Source organism: Novosphingobium sp. PASSN1 (assembly GCF_002278815.1).
Window position 1 is genome coordinate 221,977 of sequence record NZ_NKIS01000007.1, and the last position, 25,967, is coordinate 247,943.

Consider the following 25,967-nt stretch of genomic DNA (forward strand, 5'->3'; position numbering starts at 1 on the left):
TTAGCACCGCCCCATGTTGCTCGCAATGGCACGCACGGAGCGATGCACTGCACCGCGCAGCGCAAGCAACCGCTTGTTTTCAGGGACTATTGCTGCGTCGGCTTGGCGGCAGGCGGCATTCCACCGGGAGCGCCACCAATAGCCCCCTGCATTTGAGCCTGTTCGGCCAGCATCGAATCGAGCCGCGCAAGCCGTTCCTGCAGATCGGCGCGGTAGGGCGCATCGGCGGGCGAGCGGGCGAGAAGGTCTGCCCACAAGGTGCGCGCCTCGGCCAGACGCCCGGTCTGCGCCAGCGCCAGCCCCATGAAAAACGGCGGCCCGGGATGATCGGGTGCGATGTTCGCGGCCTTCTGGAAGGCGAACTGCGCGGCAGGGGTGATCACGCCGTCGGTATGACCGACGAGCGCATTACCCAGCGCAACCCACAAGTCCGCGTCCTTGGGCGATTTGGCGATGGCGCTGCGCAGCACATCGGCGGCTGCGCCATACTGGCCCTGCCGGGTAAGCGCATCGGCAAGGATCAGCCAAGACTGGCCCTGCCCGAAGGCGCTGCCCATTTCCTGGCGCTGCTTGATCAGCGTCTGGTCGGCCAGCTTGGCGTTCTCGACCGGGGCTTGCGGCGCGCCGGGCTGGCTGGGATGGCCTTGCAGCGCATAGCCCGAAATGCCGAACAGCAGAGCGGCGCCGGTGATTTCCCAGCCCGTGCGCGGCAGCTTGAGCACAAAGGCCATGATGCCCCACACGGCGACCGCGATCAGCAGGATGAGTACCCAGGTCATTTGCGCTTGGCTCCACGGAAACGCCCGCGCAGCAGGAACGCGGCCAGCGCCAGAAATACCAGCGGCGCGGCATAGAGCGGCCAGGTCAGCGGCTTCACTTGCGGGGTATAGCTCACGTAATCGCCATAGCGTTCGATCAGCCACTGGCGGATCGCCTCGGGATCCTCTCCGGCGGCGATGCGCGTGCGCACCTGATGGCGCATGTCACCGGCCATCGGCGCATCGGAATCCGAAATCGCCTGGCTCTGGCACTTGAGGCAGCGCAGCGTTTCCATCAGCGCCTGCGCCTTGCGCTCCTGCGCCGGATCGGGGAGCTGCTTGTAGGCATAGGGCGCGGGCGGGAGCATGTCCTGCGCCGCAAGCGGGGCGGACAGCGCAAAGAGCGCTATCAAGGCCAGAAAGAGCGCGCGCATCACTGCGCCTCCTGCAACTTGCGCAGGATCAGCGAAACGTCCTCGGGCCGGATATCGCCGATGTGCTGATAGCGGATGATCCCCTTGCCATCGACGACGAAGGTTTCCGGCACGCCGGACGAGCCGATGGCCAGCTGGACCTGGCTGAGATCATCCTTGCCGATCCGTTTGAAGGGATTGCCATATTGGCGAAGGAAGCGCGCAACATCCTCCTTGCGATCACGGATGGCGACGCCGTCGATCTCCACGCCCTGCTGCGCCAATGCGGCAAGTTGCGGGGATTCGACCGCGCAGGGCACGCACCAGCTGGCAAACACGTTGAGCAGGCGCGGCTTGCCGCCTTCCCTGAACTGCGCGGTGGCAAGGCCGGGGCGCTCGTCGCTGGCAGGGGGGAGATCGAACACGGGGAGCGGCTTGCCGATGAAGGCGCTCGCAACCTCGCGGTCGGCGGGCCAATACAGCCCGACGATCACGAGCGCGAGGAAGCCCACGAACAGGCCGAGCGGCAGCCACACCGCCAAACCGGGGCGCTTGGGTGCAGCGCTGCTCATCGGCCCTGCCTTTCGCGGCGGTAGGCAATCTTGTCAGTCGCCACGAGCCGCTTCACATCACGCGCCACACGGCCGAGCAGCGCAAGCAGGCCGCCCAGCGCGACCAGCGCGCCGCCATACCAGATCATCGGCACGAACGGCTTCCACCAGAAGCGCATCTGCCAGCGCCCGTCCTCACCCTCTTCGCCCAGCACGGCATAGAGCTGGCCGTTCCAGCGCGTCAGCAGCGCGCTTTCGGTGCGGTTTCCGGGCGGATTGGCGAATGTGCGTGCCTGCGGGTGGAGCGTCACAGGGGCGGCACCGGCATAGCTGGCGGACACGGTCGCTTCGAGCGCGGTCCAGTTCGGCCCGGCGACGGGATCGATGGATTGCAGGCGGACCTTGAACGGCCCGACCTGCTGGCTGTCGCCCGGGTTCATCGCGGCGAGGCATTCTGTGGAAAACGCGCCCTCGCTCGCCATGCCGAACAGCGCAACGGCAATGCCGAGGTGGCCGACGACCATGCCATACGTCGGCAGCGGGGTGCGGCGCAGGTTGCGGCCCCACAGCGGCTGGACCGAAGCGACGGCAAGCCCCGGCGCAATGGCAAGGCCCAGCGCTGGCAGCAGATTGATCGGCGCAAACAGCAGTTCGACAACCAGCAGCGCAGCGGCGGTGACAAGCGCGGGCACCGCGACCTGCCACGTGATCCGCCCGCCCTTGTCCTCACGCCAGCGCAGCACCGGACCGACCGCCATGACCAGCATCATGGGAATCGCGAACACGGCAGAGACCGGGTTGAAATAGGGCGGGCCGACCGAGACCTTGACGCCCATCGCTTCGGTGAGGAGCGGGTAGAGCGTGCCAACCAGCACGATGCCGAGGATGCCGCAGAGCATCACATTGTTGAACACGAGGCTCGATTCGCGGCTGAACACCGCAAAGCGCGCGCCTTCCGTCACCGTGCTGGCGCGCAGGGCAAACAGCACCAGCGCGCCGCCGATGTAGATCGCCAGCAGGCCAAGGATGAACGAACCGCGCGTGGGATCGACCGCGAAAGCATGAACCGAGGTCAGGATGCCCGAGCGCACGAGGAACGTGCCGACCATCGACATCGAAAACGCGATCACGCCCAGCATCACCGTCCACGTGCGCAGCGCGTTGCGCGCGGCGAGCACGCTGCACGAATGGAGCAGCGCGGTGGCGGCGAGCCACGGCATGAGCGAGGCGTTCTCGACCGGATCCCAGAACCACCAGCCGCCCCAGCCGAGCGTGTAATAGGCCCAATACGACCCGGCGGTGATGCCGAGGGTTAGGAAAATCCAGGCACCCAGCACCCACGGCCGCATTGCGCGGGCAAAGGCCGGGCCGACATCGCGCGTGATCAGCGCGCCAACCGCGAAGCTGAACGCGATCGAAAGCCCGACATAGCCGACGTAGAGCGTGGGCGGATGGAACGCGAGGCCGATGTCCTGCAGCAGCGGATTGAGGCCTGCCCCTTCGGGCGCCGGTTCGGCCAGACGCGTGAACGGGTTGGAGGCGAGCAGCAGGAAGGCATAGAAGCCAAGGCTGACGAAGGCCTGCCCCGCCAGCGTGGCGATCAGCGTTTCTTCGCGCAGGCGCTTTTCGATGAGCGCAACGAAGCCGCCCGCAAGGCTCATGATCGTTACCCACATCAGCATCGAGCCTTCGTGGTTGCCCCATGTGCCCGCGAGCTTGAAGATAAACGGCTTGGCCGAATGGCTGTTTTCCGCGACGAGCTTGACCGAGAGGTCCGTGGTCAGGAACAGCCAGACCAGCGCAGCGAAAGCGCAGGCGACCAGCACGCCTTGCAGCATCGCCACGGGGCGGACCACGCCCGCCAGATGTGCTGTGGCGGGGCGCAGCGCCAACGCGCCGGATACCAGCTGCAGCACCGCCAGCGCGGCGGCCATCCACAGCATCGCAAGGCCCAGTTCAGCGATCATTTCGTCTCCGCGATCACGGCCTTGGCCTGCTGCGAGGTCATGTCTTTCATTTCGCGCGGCACGTATTTTTCGTCATGCTTGGCAAGCAGGTTGTCGGCCACGAAAGTGGTGCCTTCCATCCGCCCTTCGGCGACGACGCCCGAACCTTCGACGAAGAGATCCGGCGTAATGCCCGAGAAGCGCACCGGCACGCGGCCCTTGTCGTCCTTGACGAAGAAGTTGATCGTCACGCCGTCCGGCATCGTCTTGATCGAACCCTTTTCGACCATGCCGCCCAGCCGCACCGCACGGCCCGCTTCGGGCGGATTGGCCGCCAGTTCGCTGGGCAGGTAAAAATAGGCCGCCTGACGGCTGAGCGCATAGGCCGCGAGCAAGCCCGCACCGATCAGCGCGACGACCGCGAGGACGATCAGCACGAGGCGCTGATGCTTGGGCTTGATCATAGGGGGTTTGATCGTACTCATCGTTCACGTCGCCCACTATCTCGAACGGCATCGCGGCGCTGTTCGGCGCGGTGCATGGCCAGAAGGGTCCAGCCCACCAACACCAGCGTGCCGATGACCCCGATGGCGAGCGCCGCCATCACGAATTGCCATTGATCGAGCTTTTCGTGCATCGTCCGTGCCGCTTACGCCATCGCCTTGCGGCGCAGGCGCGCCTCGGTCTGGATATCGGCGAGCAGCATGCGCATCCGCGCGAGCACCACGCCGCCGAAGATGAAGGAAAAACCGATCGCGGCAATCAGCAGCGGCCAGAGGAACGTGCCATCGATCGATGACTTGCCCGCGGTGATCGAGGGCGGCTGGTGCAGGCTGTTCCACCACACCACCGAACGGTTGATGATCGGAATGTTGACCGCGCCGACAAGGCCGAAGATCGCGGTGACGCGGCTTGCCCCCTCACCCGCTGCGGCATCGCGCTGCGCCGCGCCGGCAAGGGCGATATAGCCGAAATAGAGGAACAGGAGGATGAGGAAGCTGGTCAACCGGCCATCCCACACCCACCAGGTGCCCCAGGTCGGCCGCGCCCAGATCGAACCCGTGGCAAGGCAGATCGCCGTGAACGCAGCGCCGGGCACTGCCGCCGCGCGCGCCGCGATTCCCGCCAGCGGGTGGCGCCACACGAGTTCGACAAGGCTCGCAATGGCAATCGTGCTCCAGCCGGCCATGCCGAGCCACGCCGAGGGCACGTGAATGAACAGGATCCGGACCGTATCGCCCATCAGCCGATCAGGCGGCACCATGAACAGGCCCCACGCGACCGCGCCGAACGCAAGAATGAGGCCCGGCACGAGCATCAGCGGCATCAGCCAGCGCGCCATGCGCAGGAAACGGGCAGGATTGGCAAAGCCGTGCATGAGCGGGCAGGTACGTCCGTAAAGCAGCCGGTACAGTCGATACTGTCCGCGCAAGGCTTTCTCTGCCACCTGCCAGCAGGCGGGGCAAGGGGTTACCAGGCGGTTATGGGCGTGGACCTTGGTACAGGTGACGCCACAAGCTTAGCGGTGAAGAAAAATGGGGCGACCAATGGGGTTCGAACCCACGACCTCCGGTACCACAAACCGGCGCTCTAACCAACTGAGCTATGATCGCCACACACACGCACTGTGCCAAAGCATCGGCACTGCGGACGCGCGCTTTTGCAGAATGTGGGGGATTTGGGAAGCGGAATCTTGGCTCCCCCGCCGTGCGCAAACAAAAACCCCGACGGAGGCCATCCGCCGGGGGTTCGCATTCAGGAAACCGTGGCGATCAGAACTTCGCGCCGACCGAGACGGTGAACGTCGCAGGCGGAGCCCAGCCCTGGAAGAACACGGTGGGCAGCGACTGCGTGCGGTAGGCCTTGCTGGTCAGGTTCTTGCCCGCCACGCGCAGGAAGTAGCCCTTGTAGTTGAGCGTGGCCGAGGCATCGAGCAGACCGTAGCTGGGCTGGATATCGTTGAGCGTGCCGAAGGTGCCGAGCGAGAAGCTGTCGATCCACGAATAGCCCGCCGTCAGCGAGATCTTCGCATCATCCGAAAGCTCGCGGACATAGTTGCCGCGCACGGTGAAGTTGTTGCTCGGCACGCGCTGGAGCAGGACGCCGGTGAAATCGGCGGTCGTGCCGGGCGCGCCCGCCTGCGCACCGGCGCCGATCGAGGCGGTCTGACCGTTGACCTTGCCGTTCTTCACGTTGGCATCTTGAATGCCCAGCGTGCCGGACAGTGAGAGGCCCTTCATCGTGTCGGTCATCTTGCCGAAATCGAAGTCCAGTTCGAACTCGAGACCCTTGATCTGGACCTTGGGGAAGCTGACCACATAGGTGTTGGTGCCGGGACCATAGCCGGGCGTCACGACGACCTGCGACTGCTGGAAGTTGGTGATGTCGTTGATGAAACCGGCGGCGTTGAAGGTGATCGCGCGGTTCAGGAAGCGCGTCTTGATGCCGCCTTCGTAGGTCGTGTTGGTTTCCGGCAGGAACGAGAGGAAGTTGTTGTTCGGGCAGCCGCCCGCCACGCCGCAGTTGGTCATGCCGGCCTGCTGTTCGGACAGCGTACCGCGAATCGAGAAGCCGCCCGAGCGGAAGCCTTCCGAGCGGTTCACGTAGAGCAGCACGTCGGGCGTTGCCTGCCACTGGATGTTGAAGCGGGTGATCAGCTTCTGCCAGCTGCGACGATCATTGATCGGCGCGACGATGGGGATCGTGCCCACGGGCGCAGGCAGAGTGAGGGTGTACTCGGTGCTGAAGCGCTTCGCTTCGAAGATGTTGCGCACGCCGCCCGAGATCTTGATCGTCGGGGTCGGGTTGATGTCGATGTTGCCGAAGAACGACCAGCTGTGGTCCTTCTCCGCCTGATAGGCATCGATCACCTTGTTGGTGTTCTGGTGCAGCGTGATCTTGTGATCGTAGTAGAACGCGCCGACGATGTAATCGACCAGGCCGTCCGCTGCCTTGCCCTGCAGGCGCACTTCCTGCGTGAACTGCTTGTAGGTCTGGTCGCGGTTGGTCAGCAGCGCACTGCCGGTGGCGGCGAGCAGCGGGTTGCCCACGCTGGTGCAGCCCGCCGCGCCAACACAGGTGCCGTCAAAGTCCTGATTCACCGTGTCGCCCGACGACATGTACGAGGTCTGCGAGACGAGATCGCCAATCGGGGTCTTGGCTTTCAGTGTCAGGCTTGCGATGTTGGTGTTGAGGCGGTCCTGGTCAGCGCCGAGGTTGTTGCCGATCTCGCGAGGCTTCAGGCCATCGGGGCTTCCGGTTTCAGCGTTGTACTTGGGCCAGATCGCCGAAGGATTGCCACCCGAAAGGATGCTGGCAGTCAGCTTGTTGCCGAACTGCACCGGGGTGCCGCCGCCGGTCTGGTGGATGTGATCGAGGCTGAGATCGGCCTTGAGCCAGTCGGTCAGATCGTAATCGAGCTTGAGATTGAAAGCGCGGTAGTCCGAACCACCGGCGCGGCGCTTGGTGAAGACATTGTTGAGAATGCCATCGATGCGGCGGTATTGGCCGGAGAAGGCGATGCCGCCCCGATCTCCCAGCGGCGCATTGAGCACGCCGCGGCCATAGAATTCGTTGAACGAACCGTAGCCTGCTTCAAGGCTCGCGCCGAGCTTGCGCGTGGGGGCGCAGCGCGTGAGGTTGATGAGGCCAGCCGTGGTGTTCTTGCCGTAGAAGATGCCCTGCGGCCCGCGGTCGACTTCGACCGAGCAGATGTTGAACATATCCAGCAGCTGGCCGGTGTTGTTGCCGAAGAACACGCCGTCCTGAATCACGCCGACCGGCGGGCTCTGGGTCTTCTCCACGTCGGCATAGCCCTGGCCACGGATGAAGATGGCGCTCTGGCCCGGCGCGGCGGTGCCGCTGCCGATGAACACGTTGGGGGCCGAACCCTGAATGTCGAGCAGCGAACGCGGGGCCAGCAGTGCAATGTCTTCAGCGGTGAGCGCGGTGAGCGCGACGCCGACCTTCTGCTTGTCGGCCGCCTGACGCGTCGCGGTAACGATGATCACATCCTTGCCGGATGCTTCCGCCGATGTGCCGCCCTGGTCGGCAGCTTCGGCAGCAGCCGCCGCATGGGCGGGCATGGCCAGGGAAACAGCGACCGCCGCAAGCGACGACCAGCCAAGAACGCGCGTATACCGCATGGCATTCTCCTCTCATCCAATGGACGGCCGGGGCCTGCGCCTTTGTGCGTAGTGCGTGTTCCCGGCTCAACACGGAAGGTGGGCCAGCGCTCCGAGAAGGGACAACCGCCAAAAATGAGAGGCCATCGGCGAATTCGCCGCGCCTGTGCATTCAGGTGACAGTGGCATGCAATCAGCGCGCTGAAGCGATCAACCGACCATTTCTTCAGCAGCTGCGCGCAAGAGCGGCAACACGCGCAGCACGGTCGCCAGTTCATCCGGCGCGATGCGGCTACGGAAGGCGGTTTCATGCGCGTTGATGCGCTGCCACGCCTCGGTTGCCTTTTCGGCCCCCTTTTCAGTCACGCGGAGCGCAAGGCTACGGCCATCGACGCGGGTCCGTGCGACCAGTCCGCGCTCGATCAGCCGGGCAATGATCGGCACCATGTTGGCGCGCTTGATCGCGATCGCCTCGCCCACTTCGCTCTGCGAGCAGTCCGGATTCTGGTCGATGACGAGCAGCGTGGTCACTTCGGCCGGGCGCATGTCGAAATCCGAGAGCGTGCGCACGAAATCGGCCATCAGGACCGATGTGGCGCGGCGCAACTGGTAGCCGAGCAGTGTATCGAGAGCATTCGTCAAAACAGCCATGCGCGCTGTTTCACTCTACCGCGCCGACATGGCAAGGGCCAAGGCACATGCATTTCACGAAAAAGGGCGACCGAAGCCGCCCTGATCCGTGTGCAATGCCTGCGCAAACACTTACTTCTTGAGCGTGAGCCCACCGAAGCGCTTGTTGAATTGCGCAACGCGGCCGCCCTGATCGAGCTGGCGCGTGCCGCCGGTCCATGCCGGGTGCGAGAGGGGATCGATTTCGAGCGGCATGGTGTCGCCTTCCTTGCCCCAGGTCGAGCGCGTCTCGAACACGGTGCCGTCGGTCATCTGCACCTTGATCATGTGGTAGTCGGGGTGGGTATTGGCTTTCATGGGTCTCGCTCCACAGTGCGAAGCCGGTTCCGACCGGCCTCAGGGAATCTCGGAAAGGCGCGGCCTTAAGCGGTTCGGGCGCAAATGGCAACCGCTCAGCTATCCGCGATCATCGCGGTGAAGCTGACTTCGGTTGCAATCTTGTCCCCCAGCATCGCCTTGCCCGCAAACTTGCAGACGCGCGCGCGCTTCTGGGTGAATTCGACATGGAGATCGAGCAGGCAGCCCGGCTCCACCGGCGTGCGGAACTTGGCTTCCTCGATCGCCATGAAATAGACGAGCTTGCCCGTGCCCGCGAGGCCGAGCGATTCCACCGCGAGCACGCCCGCGGCCTGCGCCAGCGCCTCGATCTGGAGGACGCCGGGCATAATCGGGCGGCCGGGGAAGTGCCCCTGGAAGAATTGCTCGTTCATCGAGACGGCCTTGATGGCGTGGATGCGTTCGCCCACCACCAGTTCAGCCACCCGATCAACGAGCAGGAGGGGATAGCGGTGCGGCAGCGCCGCCATCACCCCCCGGATATCCAGGCTGAGCGGCACCGCAGCGCCCGCGTCTTCAGTCGCCTCGCTCACCGCGTCTTGCCTCAGCGGCCTTCGGGGGCCTTGCCCGCAGGCGCGGCCGCACCAGGCGCAGCGCCTGCCTGGGCAGCCTGCTGGGCTGCCGCTTCACGCTGCGCGCGCGGCAGCCAGCCGGCCGGCGGCACGAGCTGTGCGCTGGGGATCAGCGTGTTGAGCTCGTTCAGGATGTCCTGATTGAGGTTGTAGACGCCGTCCGCTTTCAGCACGCTCTGCGAATCTAGCACGAGCGTGATCTTGCGCTTGGTCATCGCCTGCTGCGTCGAGGCGGTGAGCTTGTCGCTGATCTGCTCGATGATGTACTGCTGCGCCACGTTGAGCGGCTCGGCCATCTGCTGGATCTCGCGCTCGCCCGCCTGTTCGAGCTGCTGGATCTGCGCGGCCTGCGCGCGGAGCGCGTTGGCATCGGGCTTGGCGGCCTTCTGGTCCGCCTCGAACTTGTCGTAGAGCGGCTTGAGCTGCGCGGTGATCTGGTTGCGGCGGGTGTTCACCGCATCGATCTGCGCCTTGTAGGTGACGGGCAGCTGGACCATCGCGGTCTTGTAGGCCGCCGAAGCGCCGACCACGGCCTGCGCATTGGCATAAGCCATGCCGGGGACAACGATACCGCCGGGCGTGCTCGATGCCGGAGCAGCAGCGGCCTGAGCCATGGCATGAGGTGCCGCAACCAGCATGGCAGCGGTGACGGCAAACGCCGGAAGAATACGGTTTTGCATCAGAACTGGGTTCCTACGTTGAAGTTGACTGTCTGGGGATCATCGCCATCGACCTTGCTGAGGACTTTGGCGACGTCGATGCGGAAGGGGCCGAACGGCGAGTTCCAATTGACGCCGAAGCCGACCGAGATGCGCGGCTTGGGGCTGTCGCCGAGGAAAATCTCGTCGAACTTCTGGGCGATGTTGTTGGCCTTGCCGGTAGTATCGGCGGAAGACGTGGTGAGGCGGCCGGTCACGTTGTCCTGATAGAGCAGCGTGGTGCCCGAAGTGGAGGGCCGCGCCACGCTGAACACCGCGCCCGCGTCGACGAAGATCGAAGGCCGCAGCCCCAGTTCGCGCGCGCCGGAACCCAGCGGAATTTCAAGCTCCGCATGGCCGAGGTAGTAAACCTTGCCGCCCAGCGCGTCATCGACCCACTGGTTGCGATCGGTGCTGGTCACGCCGCCCGTGCCGTCCTTGGGATCGAACCCGCTGTAGAACTTGCGCAGCACGCGCGGGCCAACGCCGCGAATGTCGAAACCGCGCAGCTGCGGCTGGCCGAGGAAGAAGCGGTCGGTCAGCCGCACGTCGTCGATCGTGGGATCGTTGGTGCGATTGCCGAGCGCCTTGGTCGCCCCGCCCTCGCCACGCAGCGAGAACACGAAACCCTTGCCGAGCGAGAAATAGCGCGAGGCGTTGGCGCTGATGCGGGCATAGCGCACCGAACCGCCGAGACCGGCGAAATCGACGCCGACCACGGCCTGCGAACCGCTCGTCGGACGCATGCGGTTGTCGAGCGTATCGTAGACCATGCTCGCGCCGAGGATCGAACTGGTGCGCTTGCCGATCGCATCGCACAGATAGCGGCCCGCCAGGAAGATCGAGCACTGCGGCACGCCGTTGGCGTCGGGCAGGTAATAGGTGTTCTTGTCGAGCGTCACGTTCTCGAGATTGAGCGTGTAACGCCCGATCAGCGACATGTACTCGGTCAGCGGCAGACCGGCACGAACCTGGAAGCCGGTGGTCGACTGCTTGTAGGTCGTGTTGCGGTTGCTGTTGAGGAAGTTGAAGCTGTTGAAATCGCGGCGATAGACGTCAACGCCGAGCGAGACGTTGCGATCGAACAGATAGGGCTCGGTAAAGCTGACCTGCACGCTGCGCGAGAAGCGCGAATAATCAACGCTGAGCCCGATGGTCTGGCCGCGGCCACGGAAGTTGTTCTGCTGGATCGAGGCCTGGAAGATGAAGCTTTCAAGGCTGGAGAAACCGGCCGAGAGCTGAAGCTGCCCGGTGGGCTTTTCCTCGACGTTGGCTTCCAGCACAATGCGGTCCTGCGCGGAGCCGGGCTTCTGCTCGACCTCGAACTTTTCCTGGAAGTAGCCGAGCGACTTGATGCGGTTCGACGAGCGCTTGATCTGGAAGGAGTTGAACGCATCGCCCTCCGCCACGCGGAATTCGCGGCGGACGACCTTGTCCTGCGTGAGGCTGTTGCCGTTGACATCGACGCGTTCGACATAGACGCGCGGCGCCTCCGCGATGCGGAAGGTGACCGACATCGTCAGGTCATCCTTGTTGCGATTGAAGTCCGGCCGCACGTCGGCAAAGGCATAGCCGAAGCTGCCTGCCGTCTCGGTCAGGCTGTCGACCGTGTCCTCGACCTGCTTGGCATTGTACCACTGCCCGGCCTTGAGCGGCAGGCGCTTGGCCAGCGCATCGCCATCGAAATCGCGCAGCTGGCTATCGACCTTCACGTCGCCGAACTTGTAGCGCTGCCCTTCCTCGACCACGTAGGTAATGATGAAATCGCGCTTGTCGGGCGTAAGTTCGGCCACGGCGGAAACGACGCGGAAATCGGCGTAACCGTTGGTCAGGTAGAACTGGCGCAGCTTCTGCTGGTCGAAGGCGAGCCGGTCCGGATCGTAGCTGGTGCCGCTGGAGAACACGCGGAACACGCGCGCCTGCTTGGTCACCATTTCGCCGCGCAGCTTCGTAGCGTTGAAGGTCTGGTTGCCGATGATGTTGATCTGGCGGACGCGCGACTTGGGGCCTTCGTTGATCTCGAACACGATATCGACGCGGTTCTGATCGAGCATGACCATCTTGGGCTCGATCGAAGCGGCAAAGCGGCCCTGCCGCTTGTAGAGCTCGATGATGCGCGCCACGTCGGCGCGGACCTTGGAACGCGTGAAGATCTGGCGGGCAGCAAGCTTGATTTCGGGGAGGATCTTGTCCTCCTTCAGGCGCTTGTTGCCTTCAAGGATGATGCGGTTGACGACCGGGTTTTCCTTCACCTCGATCACCACGTCGCCATTGCTGTCGCGCACCTGCACGTCGGCAAACAGCTCGGTCGCGTAGAGGTCCTTCAGCACCTGGTCGGCAGCGGCCTGCGTGTACTTGTCGCCTTCCTTGAGGCGGATGTACGAACGGATCGTATCGGCCTCGAGCCGCTGCGCGCCGGAAATGGTGATCGAGCGGACGAGTTCGACCGGGACCGGCGCGGGAACTGCTGCAGGCGCAGCAGCCGGAGCAGCGACCGGCGCAGCGGCAGCTGGCGGCGCGGCTGCAGTCTGTGCGTTCGCCATGACGGGCATACCGGCAAGACAGGTCGAGGCTGCAAGCGCCGCGAGAGTGGCAGCCACTTTGCCCTGGGCACGCACCGTGATCGGTAGGCCGCCCTGGGTCCGGGGCGAGTTCCAAGCATTCATCACCAAGCGCCATCCCGTCTATTCGTGCGGCCGACCGGCCACTGCCGCTCCGCCTCGCACCAAGGCACGCCCCGGCAACAAACCGTCACGTCCCGCGATGCCGCCTCCTGCCCGATGCAGGCCCGCCAATCAAGCAAGCTCACCTCAGCAGACCGTAATTGCCCCGCATTTTGTGGAAAATCCGGCTTCCCCCACCGTCCAGCGAAAGATCGCGAACGCAGCCGTTCGATTCGAAACGCCTCAACCTCCGAAAACGCGCAATGAAGCGACGTCATTGAAGGTCACGAACAGCATCAGCGCCATGACCAACGCAAGGCCGGTGCGGAAGGCCCATTCCTGCCCGCGCTGGCTTACCGGACGGCGGCTGACCGCCTCGATCGCGTAGAACGCAAGGTGCCCGCCATCGAGCACTGGAATTGGCAAGAGGTTGATGAACCCGAGGTTAATCGAGATCAGCGCGATGAACCAGACGTAGTTGGCCCAGCCAGAAGCAAGCTGTTCGCCCGAATACTTGGCGATCTTGATCGGCCCGCCCAGTTCCTTGACCTCGCGCTTGCCGGTGACGATCTGGCCGATGCCGGTGATCATCATCCCCATGATGTCGCGCGTCTGGATCACCGCATCGCCCACCGCCGCGATGGGGCCCACGGCCACGCGCTCGGCCGTGGCGGGGCCAATGCCGAGGTAGCCGATCTTCTGGGTGTTGCCGAACTTGTCCGAAACTTCCTTGAACGCAGCCACCGCAGGCAGCGCAATGCGCTTGCCCTGCCGCTCGATCACCAGATCCAGCGGCTCGCCGGGGTGCTGCGCCACGGCAAGGCGGATCTGGAGGAAGCTGTCGATCGAAGAGCCTTGCAGCGAGACGATCCGGTCGCCCATCTGGACGCCCGCCTTCGCCGCAGCCGACCCTTCCTGCACCATGCCGACCACCGGCGGTATCACGACCTTGCCATAAGCGAGGGTGAAACCGGCAAGGATCGCAATGGCCAGCAACAGGTTCGTCAGCGGCCCGGCCAGCACGATCAGCGCGCGCTGCCACACCGGCTTGGCCTGAAATGTCTGCTCACGCTCTTCGGCGGGGAGCGCCAGCCAATCGGCGCTGGGCGTGCTGGCAGGGTTCATGTCGCCCGCAAACTGGACATAGCCGCCAAGGGGCAACGCGGAGAGCTTCCAGCGGGTGCCGCGCTTGTCGGTCCAGCCCGCCACTTCCTTGCCGAAGCCGATGGAGAAACTGTCGGCCTTCACGCCGAACCAGCGGCCCACAAGGTAATGTCCCAGTTCGTGAATGAACACGAGCGGGCCCAGTACCAGCACGAACGCCAGCACGGTGAGCAGGAGGCCAGGGCTTTGCACGGCAGCGTTCAGGACACGGACTCCATCATCTCGGCAGCGCGGATCCGGGCTTCCCGGTCCACGGCGATCACTTCTTCAAGTGTCACCGGGGCCGCAGGCAGCCCGCGCGCCAGCACGTCCTGTGCACATTGCACGATCCGCGTGAACGCGATCTGACCGGCGAGGAACGCGGCGACGGCAATCTCGTTCGCGGCGTTGAGCACGGCAGGCGCCGCACCGCCCGCGATCACCGCTTCGCGCGCGACGCGGGTGGCGGGGAAGCGCTCCTCGTCAGGCTTGAAGAAGCTCAAGCTGCCGATGGCGGCCAGATCGAGCGGCGCGCACGGCGTGTCCATCCGTGCGGGCCATGCCAGCGCGGAGGCAATCGGCACGCGCATGTCCGATGGGCCAAGCTGCGCGAGCGTGGAGCCATCGCGATATTCCACCATCGAATGCACGATGGACTGCGGATGGATCACGATGCGCAGCCGCTCGACACCGACCGGAAACAAGTGGAACGCCTCGATGAATTCGAGACCCTTGTTCATCATCGTGGCTGAATCGACGCTGATCTTGGCGCCCATCGACCAGGTGGGGTGCTTCACCGCTTCCGCCGGGGTGGCGCGTTGGATGCGCTCCATTTCCCACTCGCGGAACGGGCCGCCGCTCGCGGTCAGCGTGATCGCGTGGACATGCGCAGGATCATTGCCCGCCAGGCACTGGAAGATCGCGTTGTGCTCGCTGTCGACCGGGAGCAGCGTGGCGCCGGTGCGCTTGACTGCGGCGGTCATCACTTCGCCGGCCGAAACCAGCGCTTCCTTGTTGGCAAGCGCGACCGCCTTGCCGCATTCGATCGCCGCCATCGTGGGCGCGAGCCCCGCACAGCCGACGCTGGCGGCCATGGTGATGTCCGCCCCGCGCGCCGCCGCCTCGATCACCGCCGCAGCGCCCCCCGCCGCCTCGATCCCGCTGCCCGATAGCGCGCCGCGCAGTTCGGGGAGCGCGTCCTCATCGGCGACAACGGCCACTTCCGCGCCGAATTCGCGGGCCAGCGCCGCAAGCTGCCCGGCATTGCCATTGGCCGTGAGCGCGACAACGCGGAACATATCGCGGTTGCGCCGCACCAGATCGAGCGTGGACGCGCCGACCGAACCGGTTGCGCCCAGAATGGTAATCGTGCGCGTCATGCGCCTCCTGCTCCTCCAGATGCTGCCCAAGCAGTTCCCGCAATGATGGCAACTGGGAGCAGTCCGTCAATCCGGTCGAACAAGCCGCCGTGCCCCGGAATGAGGCGGCCGCTATCCTTCACCCCGGCACGGCGCTTGAGCCAGCTTTCATAGAAATCGCCCGCCTGCGCCGCCACCGCCAGGCCAGCCCCGGCCAGCGCCGCCATGCCGAGGCGGGTGGTGCGCAGGGCTTCGGCAAGGCTCGGGCCGGTCGGGCTCATCGCCGCGAGCACATAGGCGGCAAACAGGATGTAGAGCGTGGCCCACAGCGCCGCCGCAGCCATGCCGCCCGCCAGCCCAGCCCAGGTCTTGGAGGGGCTGATGGCAGGCGCAATCTTCGGACCGCCAATGGCCCGGCCGGCAAAATAGGCCCCGGTATCGGTGCAGATGACAAGGCCCACCACCGCGACGAGCAGCACGACAGGCATGACGATCAGCGCAAGCGCCGCCCAACCGATGTAAAGCCCGCCGGTGATCACGGATGTCACCATGCGCGCGGGATCGGGCGCGATCTTGGCGGCCAGCATCACGTATTCAGCAAACACCCCAAAGCCTACGAGAGCGATGAAGCCCTTGAGCACCACCCCGCCCTGCCACAGCGCAAAACCGGCCAGCCCGAGCATCACGACCGCCGAGGCCACGCGCACCGGCAGATCGCTGCGGGGCTGCGCGGCTTGCGGCTCAGCGCCCTCCATAGCGGCGCTCACGAGTGGCATAGTGGTCCAGTGCTTCGCGCAAGTGGCCGGGGGTGAAATCGGGCCAGAGCACATCGGTGAACCACATTTCGGCATAGGCCGCCTGCCACAGCAGGAAATTCGAAAGGCGCACTTCACCCGAAGTGCGGATGATCAGGTCGAGCGGCGGCAGGTCGGCCGTATCCAGCTCGGCCTCGATCGCCGCCACGGTCACCTCGCCCTTGGTGGCTGCCGCAGCCGCCGCGCGGACGATTTCCTGCTGCGAGCCATAATTGAGTGCAATCGCCAGCGTGGTGCGCGTGTTGTGCGCGGTACGCGCCAGCGCATCTTCGATCAACTTGACAATATCGGCAGGCAAAGCCTTGTAATCGCCGATAACCTTAAGCCGCACATCGTTCGCGGCGAACTCGTCGATATCGCTGCGAATGAAGGCGCGCAGCAGGCCCATGAGATCGGAAATCTCGTCTTCAGGCCGCTTCCAGTTTTCCGAGGAGAAGGCGTAAAGCGTCAGCGCCTCGAGCCCCATGTGGCGCGCCGCACGCACAACTTCGCGCACCACATCCACCCCGCGCTTGTGCCCCACCGCGCGCGGCAGCAGGCGCTTCTTCGCCCAGCGCCCGTTGCCATCCATGATGATCGCGACATGGCGCGCGGGGCCGGTGTAGCCGCCGCCAGGCAGGTCCGCGGCCCGCTTGTCCTGAGCCTGCCCGGAGCTCACTTGCCGAGGATTTCCTTTTCCTTCTGCGCGGTAACGTCGTCGGCAGCCTTGATCTGCTCGTCAGTCAGCTTTTGGAGTTCGGTCTCGAGGCGCTTGCGCTCGTCCTCCGAGATCTCCTTCTTGGTCTCGTCGACCTTGAGCGCATCCATCCCGTCGCGGCGCACATTGCGGATCGCAATCTTCGCCTTTTCAGAATATTGCGAGGCAAGCTTCGCAAGTTCCTTGCGGCGATCCTCGGTCAGATCGGGGATCGGCAGGCGCAGGGTGTTGCCATCGTTGATCGGGTTGAGCCCGAGGCCAGCCGACCGAATCGCCTTTTCGACCGGGCCGATGTTGGACTTGTCCCACACTTGCACCGTCAGCATGCGCGGCTCAGGCGCGGAGATCGTCGCGACCTGATTCAGCGGAGTGTTTGCACCATAGACGGTGACCATCACCGGTTCGAGCAGTGCGGTGTTCGCGCGGCCGGTGCGCAGTCCCGAAAGATCGCCCTTGAGCGATTCGACCGCGCCCTTCATCCGGCGCTCGAGGTCGGTCTTGTCGAACTTGGCCATGGGTCAGCCTTCCTTTTATGCGATCTTGTTCTGAACGATGGTCTGGGTGCCTTGGCCCGCAAGAACGCGCGCAAGATTGCCGCGCTCACGGATGGAAAACACCACGATGGGGATGGCGTTGTCGCGGCACAGGGCCACGGCGGAGGCGTCCATCACCTTGAGATTGCCTGCGAGGACTGTGTCATAATCCACTGCATCATAACGCTTTGCCGCTGCGTTCTTCTTGGGATCGTCATCATAGACGCCGTCTACGCTGGTGCCCTTGAACAGCGCATCGCACTTCATCTCGGCGGCGCGCAGCGCTGCACCGGAATCGGTGGTGAAATAAGGCGCGCCCACGCCTGCGGCGAAAATCACGATGCGGCCCTTCTGCAAGTGCCGTTCGGCGCGGCGGCGGATCACCGGCTCGCACACTTCGTCCATCTGGATCGCCGATTGCACGCGGGTTTCCACGCCGATCTTCTCAAGCGCGCCTTGCATGGCCAGCGCGTTCATGATCGTGGCGAGCATGCCCATGTAATCGGCCTGTGCGCGGTCCATTCCCTTGGCCGCGCCTGCCATGCCGCGAAAGATATTGCCACCGCCGATCACGAGGCACAGCTCAAGCCCGGTATCCCGCGCGGCCTTCAGTTCCTCGGCCATCTGCGCGACGAAATCGGTATCGATGCCGAAGGGCTGGTTTCCCATCAGCACTTCGCCCGAAAGCTTGAGGAGAACGCGCTTTAGGGGAGGAAGGCTCATCGTCCGGGAGAACTCATCGCAAATGGAAGGCGGCCCTTATACGCGCGGCGCGGCGCGTGCCAAGGGCGCGGGCGCAGGTTTGTGTGCCCCCGTCTGGCTCTGGCACATGCGGCAGCGCTCCCGGACCAGCCGGAAGCGCTGCGCACTGTGTACTTACTTGATGCCGGCAGCCGCCGCGACTTCCGCGGCGAAGTCGGTGGCTTCCTTCTCGATGCCTTCACCGAGCTGGAAGCGGACATAGTCGACCAGGGTGATCTTGGTGCCGGCAGCCTTGCCAGCAGCCTCGACGACCTGCGCGACGGGGGTCTTGTTGTCCATGACAAAGACCTGCGAAAGCAGGGCATTGTCCTTGGCGAACTTGGCGATGGCGCCATCGACCATCTTGGCCTGCACTTCGGCGGGCTTGCCGCTTTCAGCTGCCTTTTCCGCCGCGATCTTGCGCTCACGCGCGATCATTTCGGGATCGAGGCCATCAGCGTTCAGCGCCTGCGGGAAGGCCGCCGCGATGTGCATCGCGATCTGCTTGCCCAGCGGCTCGAGCACATCGGCACCGGCATCGGATTCGAGCGCGACGAGCACGCCGATCTTGCCGAGGCTCGGCGCAGCGGCGTTGTGCATGTAGGGCACGACGAGGCCGGAGGAGACCGACACGGTCTTCATGCGGCGAACCTGCTGGTTTTCGCCGATGGTGGCCACGTTGTTGGTCAGCTTGTCGGTGACAGTGCCGCCATCGGGATAGGCCGCTGCCTTGAGCGCCTCGACATCGTCAGCCGCAAGGCCGAGCGCCACTTCGGTGGTCTTGCGCACGAAATCCTGGAACTGATCGTTCTTGGCAACGAAATCGGTTTCCGAGTTCACCTCGACGGCAACGCCGCGCGTGCCCGAAACAGCCACGCCGACAAGACCTTCGGCCGCCGTGCGGCTCGACTTCTTGGCGACGGCAGCAAGGCCCTTGGCGCGCAGCGCGTCGACCGCGGCCTCGATATCGCCGCCGGTCTCGTCCAGCGTCCTCTTGCAATCCATCATGCCCGCGCCAGTGCGCTCGCGCAGGTTCTTCACGTCAGCGGCGGTATAAGCCATCGCGGTGATCCTTCTTGTCTCGTGAATATGGGTTAGGCCGCAGCCCGGCAACAGACACCTGGCGCGGCCCGTAATGTGTGTCCGGGTCAGTTCGGTGACGGTGCCATGATGAGCGCCGCCACCGAACCTGACAGGATCAGGCTTCTGCCGTTTCGACCGCAGCTTCTTCCGGAAGCGGCTCGGCCATCGCGCCAAGGTCTGCACCCGAAGCAATCGCGGCATCGCGGCCACCGCGCGTGGCGGCAGCGGCAATGGCCTCGCAGTAGAGGCGGATCGCGCGGCTGGCGTCGTCGTTCGCCGGAACCGGGAACGCGATGCCATCGGGCGAAACGTTCGAATCGAGGATCGCCACGACCGGGATACCCAGCACGTTGGCTTCCTTGATCGCCAGCTCTTCCTTGTTGGCGTCGATCACGAACATCACGTCGGGAATGCCGCCCATGTCGCGGATGCCGCCGAGCGACAGCTCGAACTTGTCGCGCTCACGCGTCAGCTGGAGGACTTCCTTCTTGGTGAGGCCCGCGGTGTCGCCCGAGAGCTGCTCTTCCAGCGCCTTGAAGCGCTTGATCGAGCCCGAGATGGTCTTCCAGTTGGTGAGCATGCCGCCCAGCCAGCGGTGGTTGACATAGTGCTGGCCCGAAGCGCGCGCGGCCTGGGCAATCGGCTCCTGCGCCTGGCGCTTGGTGCCGACAAACAGGACCTTGCCGCCGCCCTGCACGGTGGCCGAGACGAACTCGAGCGCGCGAGCGAACAGCGGCACGGTCTGCGAGAGATCGAGGATGTGGATGCCGTTGCGCGCGCCGAAGATGTACGGCTTCATGCGCGGGTTCCAGCGGTGGGTCTGGTGACCGAAGTGTGCGCCGGCTTCAATGAGCTGCGACATGGTGACGACGGGAGCCGCCATAGGACTTTCCTTTCCGGTTGAGCCTCTGGAATGCAGGAACCGCTGGCGGGAGGAACCCCATCGCGGCACCGGTATGTGCGCATTCCATGTGGATTGCCGCGCCTCATCCGAACCCCTTGTCCGAATCAAAACACAGCGATTGCGCCGTTAGCCGCCCTTTTGCCGAGCGTCTACAAGCAATTGGCTGCGCCTTTGGCAGCAGGCCTGCACGTGTGCGCGGTGAAACGTTGCTTTCAGCCGTCAACCTGCACTGACATGTGTCCAATAAGTAGTGAATACTAGTTGTCAAATTGTTTGGACACAGCCATAAAGTTCGGGACGGGCAACACCGCCAGTCGCGAAATTCCCGGTGATATCAATGCACCCCGGATCAACCGCGACTTTTCAGGCTTAGAGCTCCAGCAAGCGGAACTTGTAGAGCGCCAACCGGTAGATGGCCGGTAATGCCGATGTCGATGCCCTTGATACCAATTGTGTAGCGCAATTCGATTGCTCGCTCGCCCAGTGATTACCACGCGCCCAGTGATGAACACTTTGTGATTGGCCGCAGACCCAGCGGCCATGCCGGCCGCCTACCCACGCGGCCATGGCGGTCGCGCCCTGACCCGGTGCCCTCCCAGACCGCCACTGCGATCCCCGCGCCCCCCGCGCGCGGGGATCGCCACCCGGCGCGCCTGGGATTGCACAGCCTGAGGCCAATGGCATTTTATTAAATCAATACAGGCACATAATCGCCACCGCGCGTGGCGCAACCGTGTGCGCAATATCCTCATGATGGAAATTCCATGCCGCCAGCATCGAATCGGCTTGACGGAATGGAACAAAAAGAGAACAATCGCATCACAGACGGGAAAGAGCGGCTGTTTCCGATTCTCTACCCCGAGTTATCCACAGGGCGTGCTTCGCTTGTCAAGCGGTTCGCCTGGTTTGAAAGGCAGCGTTACCATGTCCATGGTCCCTTTCCTCGCCTCGCTGGTCATGGCTGGCGCTGGCTGTGTGGCCTTCGCGGCCATCGTGGTCACGGTGCGGGGGCAGTTGCCCGCCGTGCGCCGCTTGCTCGCGGAATCGCGTGCGATTTCGGCCGACCGGCAGTTTCTGGTGCAGATCACTGGCGTTTCTGCGCCAGTGGGGCCGCGCACCGCCATCCGGCCGCGCCGCGCACCAGTCCGGGTGGTCGGGGCTGCCGGGGCTTCGGTTACAACGGCACGCCCGCTGCGCGCTGCAGCCTGATCCGGCGGTAGCGCCACAGGCCCACCGGCATCAGCGCGAGATAGACGACACAGATGCCCACCAGCGTCAGCCACGGTTCGGTGAGCAGTGCCGCCAGGACCATGCCGGCGAGGGCAATCACTTCCAACCGGATCGAGCGGCGCGGTCGCAGCGCCCCCCAGCCCAGCGTCGGCAGGTTGGAAATCATGAGAAAGGCGATCAGCAGCGCCCACGGCCCAACCACGTAAGGTGCGCGCAGAACTTCCAGCCCGCTGGCAAACCACAAATAGAGCGGCAGAAAAGCAAGACCTGCACCGGCCGGCGCTGGCACGCCGGTCATGAACCCAGCGGACTTGTGCGGCTGGCCGGGCAAATCGATCGAAGCATTGAAACGCGCCAGACGCAGCGCGCAGCATACCGCCAGAGCCAGCGCGGCAAACCAGCCAAAGCGCGGTACCGCGCTCAGCGACCAAAGATAGAGGATCAGCGCAGGCCCCACGCCAAAGGCAATCGCATCCGACAGGCTGTCCAGTTCCGCGCCGAAGCGCGACTGCGCCTTCATCAGCCGCGCCACCTTGCCGTCGATCCCGTCAAGCAAGCCTGCAAGGAGAACCGCCAGCACGGCGGAATGAAAATCACCGCCGATGGCAAAGCGAATGCCGGTGAGGCCGCTGCATAGCGCGGCGGACGTGATGGCATTGGGCACCATCGCCCGCAAGGTCAGGCCGCGCGGCAAGCGGCCGCGGCCAACCGTCTCGGCCATGGGAACCTGCCCGGCCTCACCCCTGTCTGCACTATCCCTTACTGCGCTGTCGTTTGCCGATCCGGTCTTGTCCGGCGCGGGCACCTTGCTCACTGGCGCACGCCCTCGATCAGCGGAGTCTGGCCCAGGATCGCCAAAACAGTCTCGCCGGCCACCACACGCTGCCCGATCAGCACACGCGACTCTGTTCCCGCCGGAAGATAGACATCGACACGGCTGCCGAACCGGATCAGGCCCACGCGCTGCCCACCAGCGACAATGTCGCCAGCCTTGACGAACGGCACGATCCGGCGCGCGACCAGCCCTGCGATCTGGGTAAAGCCGACGCGCACCCCATCGCCGCGCTCGACCACAAAGTGCTGGCGCTCGTTCTCTTCGCTCGCCTTGTCGAGATCGGCGTTGAGGAACTTGCCCGGGATGTAGACCACCCGGCGGATCGTGCCTCCGATCGGCGTCCGGTTCACATGCACGTCGAATACCGACATGAAGATCGAAACCCGCGTGACCGGCGTCTCGGCCAGTGCAGGCTGGCCCGTGCCGTCATCGGCCGTCATCTCGCGCGGGGGCGTCACGGTGCAGATCATCGTGATGAGCCCATCGGCGGGTGCAACGATGAAAGTCTCATCACGCGGCGTCACGCGTTCCGGATCGCGGAAGAAGGCCAGCACGCCCAGCGTCAGCACCGCCAGCGGCCAACCCAGCAGCGTACCGCCCAGAAGCGTGCCGCCCAGACAGAGTGCGGCAGCGATCGCGCCGAACTTGCGGCCCTCCGGATGGATTGCGGGCCAAGTGAACCCGGCCGAACCGCGTCCACGATTGTCTAGAATTTCTCCCGGCATGCTGCCCCTCTAGGCTGCGACACGCGCGCGGACAAGCACCCAGCATATCTTCGCCCGCAGGCGGCCAAGCATGCGCCCGTCGGCCTTGCTCCTGCCCCTTGCCCTGCCCCCTGCCCTGCCCCTGCCCTACAGCCGTTTTCCGCGCAGCACCGCCTTGTTCATCCGCAAATCGCTCCAATCCTAACCGGTTCGGATCAAATTTAATTTTATTCCGCCGCAGATCAGACCCTTCACTAAGGGATTTTCGCGTTAACTTTGTCTGTCTGATGCCCCGGGACACGCCCCCGAACCTGCCGGATTTCCGGGCACCTGCCCCCATCAAGCCACCGTTTCCCTTCCCCAAAGTTGGTTAACGCATGTCCGAACGGGATAGGCAGGGCGCCGCTCAGCGCCGGCCCGACCGCCTTTCTCACCCTTACGCGATGTTAACCAAGCTCGGTGAAAAAGCCCAAGTATGAATACGTACACCACCTCTCTTCGCCGCGCTGCGGGCATCGCTGGATGCTCGCTTGTCGCCCTTTCGCTCACCGCTCCATTCTCGGATTCGGCGCATGCCACCGGCGTGTTCGCGGGTACGCTGATCGAAAACACCGCGACCGCGACCTACAAATCGGGCACCGCGACAGGCACTGTCACATCGAACAAGGTGACGGTGAAAGTCGACGAACTGCTCGATGTCGCGGTCACGACGCTGAGCACGGCTCCTGCCACCGCGAGCAGCGGTACGCCGGCCGTGCTGATCTACTCGGTGACCAACAGCGGCAACGGCCCCGAGGCGTTCAACCTTGCCGGCGACCCGACGATCTCGGGCAACGCCTTCAACACCGCGATCAAGTCGATCGTGCTCGATAGCAACAACAACGGCGTTTACGATCCGGGCGTTGATACGGTGCTGACTGCAGGCGCGCTCGCCACGCCGGTGCTTGCGCCTGACAAGAGCGTCAAGGTGTTCATCCTGGCGAACCTGCCTGCCGATGCGGCCGATGCCGAGACGAGCCAGGTGCGGCTGACGGCAACGGCACAGACCGGCTCCGGCACGCCCGGCACCAGCTTTGCCGGCAAGGGCGAAGGCGGCGGCGATGCGGTTGTCGGCCTCACCACGGCAAAGGACAACGCGCTCGCCACGGTGATGGCCAGCCTTGCAAATATCGCGCTGACCAAATCGGCCACGATCCTCGATCCCTTCGGCACGGCCAAGCCCGTGCCCGGTGCGGTCGTGACGTATTCGCTCGCCGCCAAGGTCACCGGCAGCGGCTCGCTCGAAGGCCTTCATGTCATCGACACAATCCCGGCCGGCACCACTTACGTGCCGGGCTCGCTCAAGCTCGATGCCGCCGCCCTCACCGATGCGGCCGATAGCGATACCGGAATTGGCGGAGCCGACGGGATCGACGTGACACTCGGCAAGATCACCGGTGGCACCACCAAGACTGTCGTTTTCGCCGTCAAGATCAACTGATCAGCCAGGGAAGCCTATCATGAACCTCTCCTTCCTCATCAAGTCGTGGGTTGGCCTTGTGGCGATGATCGCCATGGCCGGCCCTGCCCTCGCCGCAGCGCAATCGGCTCCCACGCCGGTCACGCTCAAGGGCGATGTCATGCTCGAGAAGACCGTGACCGAAAACGGCGTCAACAAGGTCCAGCTCTCCGAGCCCAAGGTCGTCATTCCCGGCGATCACTTGCTGTTCACCACGCGCTATCAGAACGAAGGCACGCAGGCGGTGACCAATTTCGTCGTCACCAACCCGCTGCCCGCGGCTGTCGCGCTGTCGAGCGAGGCAGCGGCCGGGACCGAAGTTTCGGTCGATGGCGGCAAGACCTGGGGTCTGCTCGCCGCGCTCAAGGTTGCGGGCAGCGAAGGCGCCCAGCGTGCCGCCACCGCCGGTGACGTGACACACATTCGCTGGACCATTCCCGCAATCGCCCCGGGCGCTTCGGGTGAGGTCCAATATCATGGAATCGTTCGCTGACATGGCGAAACGGGGGGTCGCCACGCCTGTGAGCGACCAGAATATTCGCAGGCAACCCAGTGGAGCATAAGAAAATGACGTATCGCAGCAGACTGCTGGGTGCGGCGGGCGTTTGCGCCCTTGCCGTTCTCGGCGCAAATCCGGCCTATGCGGCCGGTACGACCGCAGGTTCGACGATCACCAACACGGTGTCGGTGGCCTTCCAGGTCGGCGGCATCGCCCAGACCAGCACGACCGCGTCCGACACCCTCACCGTCGACCGCAGCATCAGCCTGACGGTTGCCGAAGTTGGCACGACGACGACGACCGTGAACCCGGGTTCGACCAACCAGGTGACGGCCTTCACCGTGACCAACACGTCGAACGCGCCGCTCGATTTCGCGCTGGCCGTAGCCCAGCAGACGGGCGGTGCCGGTGCGCACTCGAACACCGACAACTTCAACGTCAGCAACGTGCGCATTTTCCGCGACAATCCCACCACAGGCACGGTCGGTTCCTACGACGCGGGCGACGCGCTCGTCACGTACCTCGACGAAATCGCCGCTGATGGCTCGGCCACCGTGTTCGTCCTCGGTGACGTCGCCCTCGGTCAGGCCAATGGCTCGGTGGCGGCCGTCACGCTGACCGCAACCGGCCGCGAAGCCGGCGGGGCGGGCAGCCAGGGTGCTGCGCTGACGCAGACCGCGGGTGCCAACACCGCGGCCATGGATACTGTGTTCGCCGATGGCGCCGGTGCGACCGACGGCCTCCGCGATGCGGCGTTCTCGGCCAAGGATGACTATACCGTCTCCGCCGCGACGCTCACCGCGATCAAGTCTTCGCGCATTGTCAGCGATCCGATCAACGGCGGGACGAACCCGAAGATGATCCCGGGCGCGACGATCCAGTACTGCATCGCGATCAGCAACGCCTCGGGCAGCGCATCGGCGACTTCGGTCACCGTGACTGACCCTATCCCGGCGAATCTGACCTATGATGCGACGTTCGGCGTGAAGACCAACGGCACCGCGACGATCGCGAGCGGCGTGGCGACCTGCGCGGCGGACACGAGCGGGACCGGCACGATGGCGTCCAACACGGTCAGCGGCACGCTGGCCTCGGTCGCCGGCGGCGAAACCAAGACGGTGGTGTTCCAAGCCACGATCAATTGAGCGGGGCCTAGGAGGCCAACCCTCAAGGAAT

27 protein-coding genes and 1 tRNA gene are annotated in these 25,967 nt (G+C 64.7%); 4 read left to right on the forward strand and 24 right to left on the reverse strand.

Features of this window, described 5'->3' with window-relative positions; translation table 11 throughout:
* Positions 1 to 86: 86 nt before the first annotated feature.
* From CFE35_RS13650 to rpsB, 22 genes are all read right to left on the reverse strand, one after another.
* Positions 87 to 779, reverse strand: coding sequence for a tetratricopeptide repeat protein (locus CFE35_RS13650; protein ID WP_292931216.1), 693 nt, complete (start codon positions 777 to 779; stop codon positions 87 to 89).
* The gene (locus CFE35_RS13655; protein ID WP_292931218.1) at positions 776 to 1,192 is read right to left on the reverse strand and encodes a cytochrome c-type biogenesis protein; all 417 of its coding nucleotides are present in this window, start codon (positions 1,190 to 1,192) and stop codon (positions 776 to 778) included. The genes CFE35_RS13650 and CFE35_RS13655 overlap by 4 nt, the downstream gene beginning before the upstream one ends.
* Positions 1,192 to 1,743, reverse strand: coding sequence for a DsbE family thiol:disulfide interchange protein (locus CFE35_RS13660; RefSeq protein WP_292931220.1), 552 nt, complete (start codon positions 1,741 to 1,743; stop codon positions 1,192 to 1,194). The genes CFE35_RS13655 and CFE35_RS13660 overlap by 1 nt, the downstream gene beginning before the upstream one ends.
* Positions 1,740 to 3,689 (reverse strand): heme lyase CcmF/NrfE family subunit, encoded by a 1,950-nt coding sequence (locus tag CFE35_RS13665; protein WP_292931222.1) that lies wholly within the window; start codon positions 3,687 to 3,689, stop codon positions 1,740 to 1,742. Before CFE35_RS13665 ends, CFE35_RS13660 begins: the two co-directional genes overlap by 4 nt.
* A complete protein-coding gene (gene ccmE, locus CFE35_RS13670; RefSeq protein WP_292931224.1) occupies positions 3,686 to 4,153 on the reverse strand; it encodes a cytochrome c maturation protein CcmE in 468 nt (155 codons plus the stop codon). Before ccmE ends, CFE35_RS13665 begins: the two co-directional genes overlap by 4 nt.
* Positions 4,150 to 4,305, reverse strand: a complete 156-nt coding sequence (locus CFE35_RS13675) for a hypothetical protein (RefSeq protein WP_292931225.1) — start codon at positions 4,303 to 4,305, stop codon at positions 4,150 to 4,152. The genes ccmE and CFE35_RS13675 overlap by 4 nt, the downstream gene beginning before the upstream one ends.
* A gap of 12 nt (positions 4,306 to 4,317) precedes the next feature.
* Positions 4,318 to 5,046: a heme ABC transporter permease CcmC gene (gene ccmC / locus CFE35_RS13680; RefSeq protein WP_292931297.1), complete on the reverse strand. Its 729-nt coding sequence runs from the start codon at positions 5,044 to 5,046 to the stop codon at positions 4,318 to 4,320.
* Between the two features lie 158 nt (positions 5,047 to 5,204).
* Positions 5,205 to 5,281 (reverse strand) — tRNA-His (locus tag CFE35_RS13685).
* A gap of 159 nt (positions 5,282 to 5,440) precedes the next feature.
* The gene (locus CFE35_RS13690; RefSeq protein WP_292931226.1) at positions 5,441 to 7,813 is read right to left on the reverse strand and encodes a TonB-dependent receptor; all 2,373 of its coding nucleotides are present in this window, start codon (positions 7,811 to 7,813) and stop codon (positions 5,441 to 5,443) included.
* Between the two features lie 189 nt (positions 7,814 to 8,002).
* Entirely contained in the window at positions 8,003 to 8,443 is a 441-nt protein-coding gene (locus tag CFE35_RS13695; RefSeq protein ID WP_292931227.1) for a MarR family transcriptional regulator, read from the reverse strand.
* A gap of 111 nt (positions 8,444 to 8,554) precedes the next feature.
* Entirely contained in the window at positions 8,555 to 8,779 is a 225-nt protein-coding gene (rpmE, locus tag CFE35_RS13700; protein WP_292931228.1) for a 50S ribosomal protein L31, read from the reverse strand.
* A gap of 95 nt (positions 8,780 to 8,874) precedes the next feature.
* Positions 8,875 to 9,306, reverse strand: a complete 432-nt coding sequence (fabZ, locus tag CFE35_RS13705) for a 3-hydroxyacyl-ACP dehydratase FabZ (protein WP_292931298.1) — start codon at positions 9,304 to 9,306, stop codon at positions 8,875 to 8,877.
* Positions 9,307 to 9,362: 56 nt separating this feature from the next.
* Positions 9,363 to 10,070 (reverse strand): OmpH family outer membrane protein, encoded by a 708-nt coding sequence (locus CFE35_RS13710; RefSeq protein ID WP_292931230.1) that lies wholly within the window; start codon positions 10,068 to 10,070, stop codon positions 9,363 to 9,365.
* Positions 10,070 to 12,631, reverse strand: coding sequence for an outer membrane protein assembly factor BamA (gene bamA, locus CFE35_RS13715; protein ID WP_366557151.1), 2,562 nt, complete (start codon positions 12,629 to 12,631; stop codon positions 10,070 to 10,072). Before bamA ends, CFE35_RS13710 begins: the two co-directional genes overlap by 1 nt.
* 363 nt (positions 12,632 to 12,994) lie before the next feature.
* On the reverse strand, positions 12,995 to 14,107 hold the full coding sequence (gene rseP, locus CFE35_RS13720) for an RIP metalloprotease RseP (protein ID WP_292931232.1): 1,113 nt from the start codon (positions 14,105 to 14,107) through the stop codon (positions 12,995 to 12,997).
* 8 nt (positions 14,108 to 14,115) lie between these two features.
* Positions 14,116 to 15,273 (reverse strand): 1-deoxy-D-xylulose-5-phosphate reductoisomerase, encoded by a 1,158-nt coding sequence (locus tag CFE35_RS13725; protein WP_292931234.1) that lies wholly within the window; start codon positions 15,271 to 15,273, stop codon positions 14,116 to 14,118.
* Entirely contained in the window at positions 15,270 to 16,028 is a 759-nt protein-coding gene (locus CFE35_RS13730; RefSeq protein WP_292931235.1) for a phosphatidate cytidylyltransferase, read from the reverse strand. The genes CFE35_RS13725 and CFE35_RS13730 overlap by 4 nt, the downstream gene beginning before the upstream one ends.
* Positions 15,994 to 16,638, reverse strand: coding sequence for a polyprenyl diphosphate synthase (gene uppS, locus CFE35_RS13735; protein WP_292931301.1), 645 nt, complete (start codon positions 16,636 to 16,638; stop codon positions 15,994 to 15,996). The genes CFE35_RS13730 and uppS overlap by 35 nt, the downstream gene beginning before the upstream one ends.
* Positions 16,639 to 16,721: 83 nt before the next feature.
* Positions 16,722 to 17,279, reverse strand: coding sequence for a ribosome recycling factor (gene frr, locus CFE35_RS13740; protein ID WP_292931236.1), 558 nt, complete (start codon positions 17,277 to 17,279; stop codon positions 16,722 to 16,724).
* A gap of 15 nt (positions 17,280 to 17,294) precedes the next feature.
* Complete coding sequence (gene pyrH / locus CFE35_RS13745) at positions 17,295 to 18,020, reverse strand: UMP kinase (protein ID WP_292931237.1); 726 nt, start codon at positions 18,018 to 18,020, stop codon at positions 17,295 to 17,297.
* Positions 18,021 to 18,173: 153 nt separating this feature from the next.
* Positions 18,174 to 19,100 (reverse strand): translation elongation factor Ts, encoded by a 927-nt coding sequence (gene tsf / locus CFE35_RS13750; protein ID WP_292931238.1) that lies wholly within the window; start codon positions 19,098 to 19,100, stop codon positions 18,174 to 18,176.
* 136 nt (positions 19,101 to 19,236) lie between these two features.
* A complete protein-coding gene (rpsB, locus tag CFE35_RS13755) occupies positions 19,237 to 20,004 on the reverse strand; it encodes a 30S ribosomal protein S2 (RefSeq protein ID WP_292931239.1) in 768 nt (255 codons plus the stop codon).
* Between the two features lie 945 nt (positions 20,005 to 20,949).
* Between rpsB and CFE35_RS13760 the strand changes: the two genes are divergently transcribed.
* Entirely contained in the window at positions 20,950 to 21,234 is a 285-nt protein-coding gene (locus tag CFE35_RS13760; protein WP_292931240.1) for a hypothetical protein, read from the forward strand.
* Here the strand turns inward: CFE35_RS13760 and CFE35_RS13765 are convergent.
* Positions 21,200 to 21,976: a CDP-alcohol phosphatidyltransferase family protein gene (locus tag CFE35_RS13765; protein WP_292931303.1), complete on the reverse strand. Its 777-nt coding sequence runs from the start codon at positions 21,974 to 21,976 to the stop codon at positions 21,200 to 21,202. The two genes, CFE35_RS13760 and CFE35_RS13765, sit on opposite strands and share 35 nt — an antisense overlap.
* Positions 21,977 to 22,065: 89 nt before the next feature.
* Positions 22,066 to 22,815 carry a phosphatidylserine decarboxylase gene (locus tag CFE35_RS13770; protein ID WP_292931242.1) on the reverse strand — a complete coding sequence of 250 codons (750 nt, stop codon included), beginning with the start codon at positions 22,813 to 22,815 and terminating at the stop codon, positions 22,066 to 22,068.
* Between the two features lie 454 nt (positions 22,816 to 23,269).
* On the opposite strand from CFE35_RS13770, the gene CFE35_RS13775 reads away from it, so the two are divergent.
* The 3 genes from CFE35_RS13775 (at position 23,270) to CFE35_RS13785 (ending at position 25,936) form a co-directional block, all read left to right on the forward strand.
* The gene (locus CFE35_RS13775) at positions 23,270 to 24,274 is read left to right on the forward strand and encodes a hypothetical protein (RefSeq protein WP_292931243.1); all 1,005 of its coding nucleotides are present in this window, start codon (positions 23,270 to 23,272) and stop codon (positions 24,272 to 24,274) included.
* A gap of 19 nt (positions 24,275 to 24,293) precedes the next feature.
* Complete coding sequence (locus CFE35_RS13780) at positions 24,294 to 24,785, forward strand: hypothetical protein (protein WP_292931244.1); 492 nt, start codon at positions 24,294 to 24,296, stop codon at positions 24,783 to 24,785.
* 74 nt (positions 24,786 to 24,859) lie between these two features.
* Complete coding sequence (locus CFE35_RS13785; protein WP_292931246.1) at positions 24,860 to 25,936, forward strand: hypothetical protein; 1,077 nt, start codon at positions 24,860 to 24,862, stop codon at positions 25,934 to 25,936.
* The last annotated feature ends 31 nt before the right edge of the window (positions 25,937 to 25,967 follow it).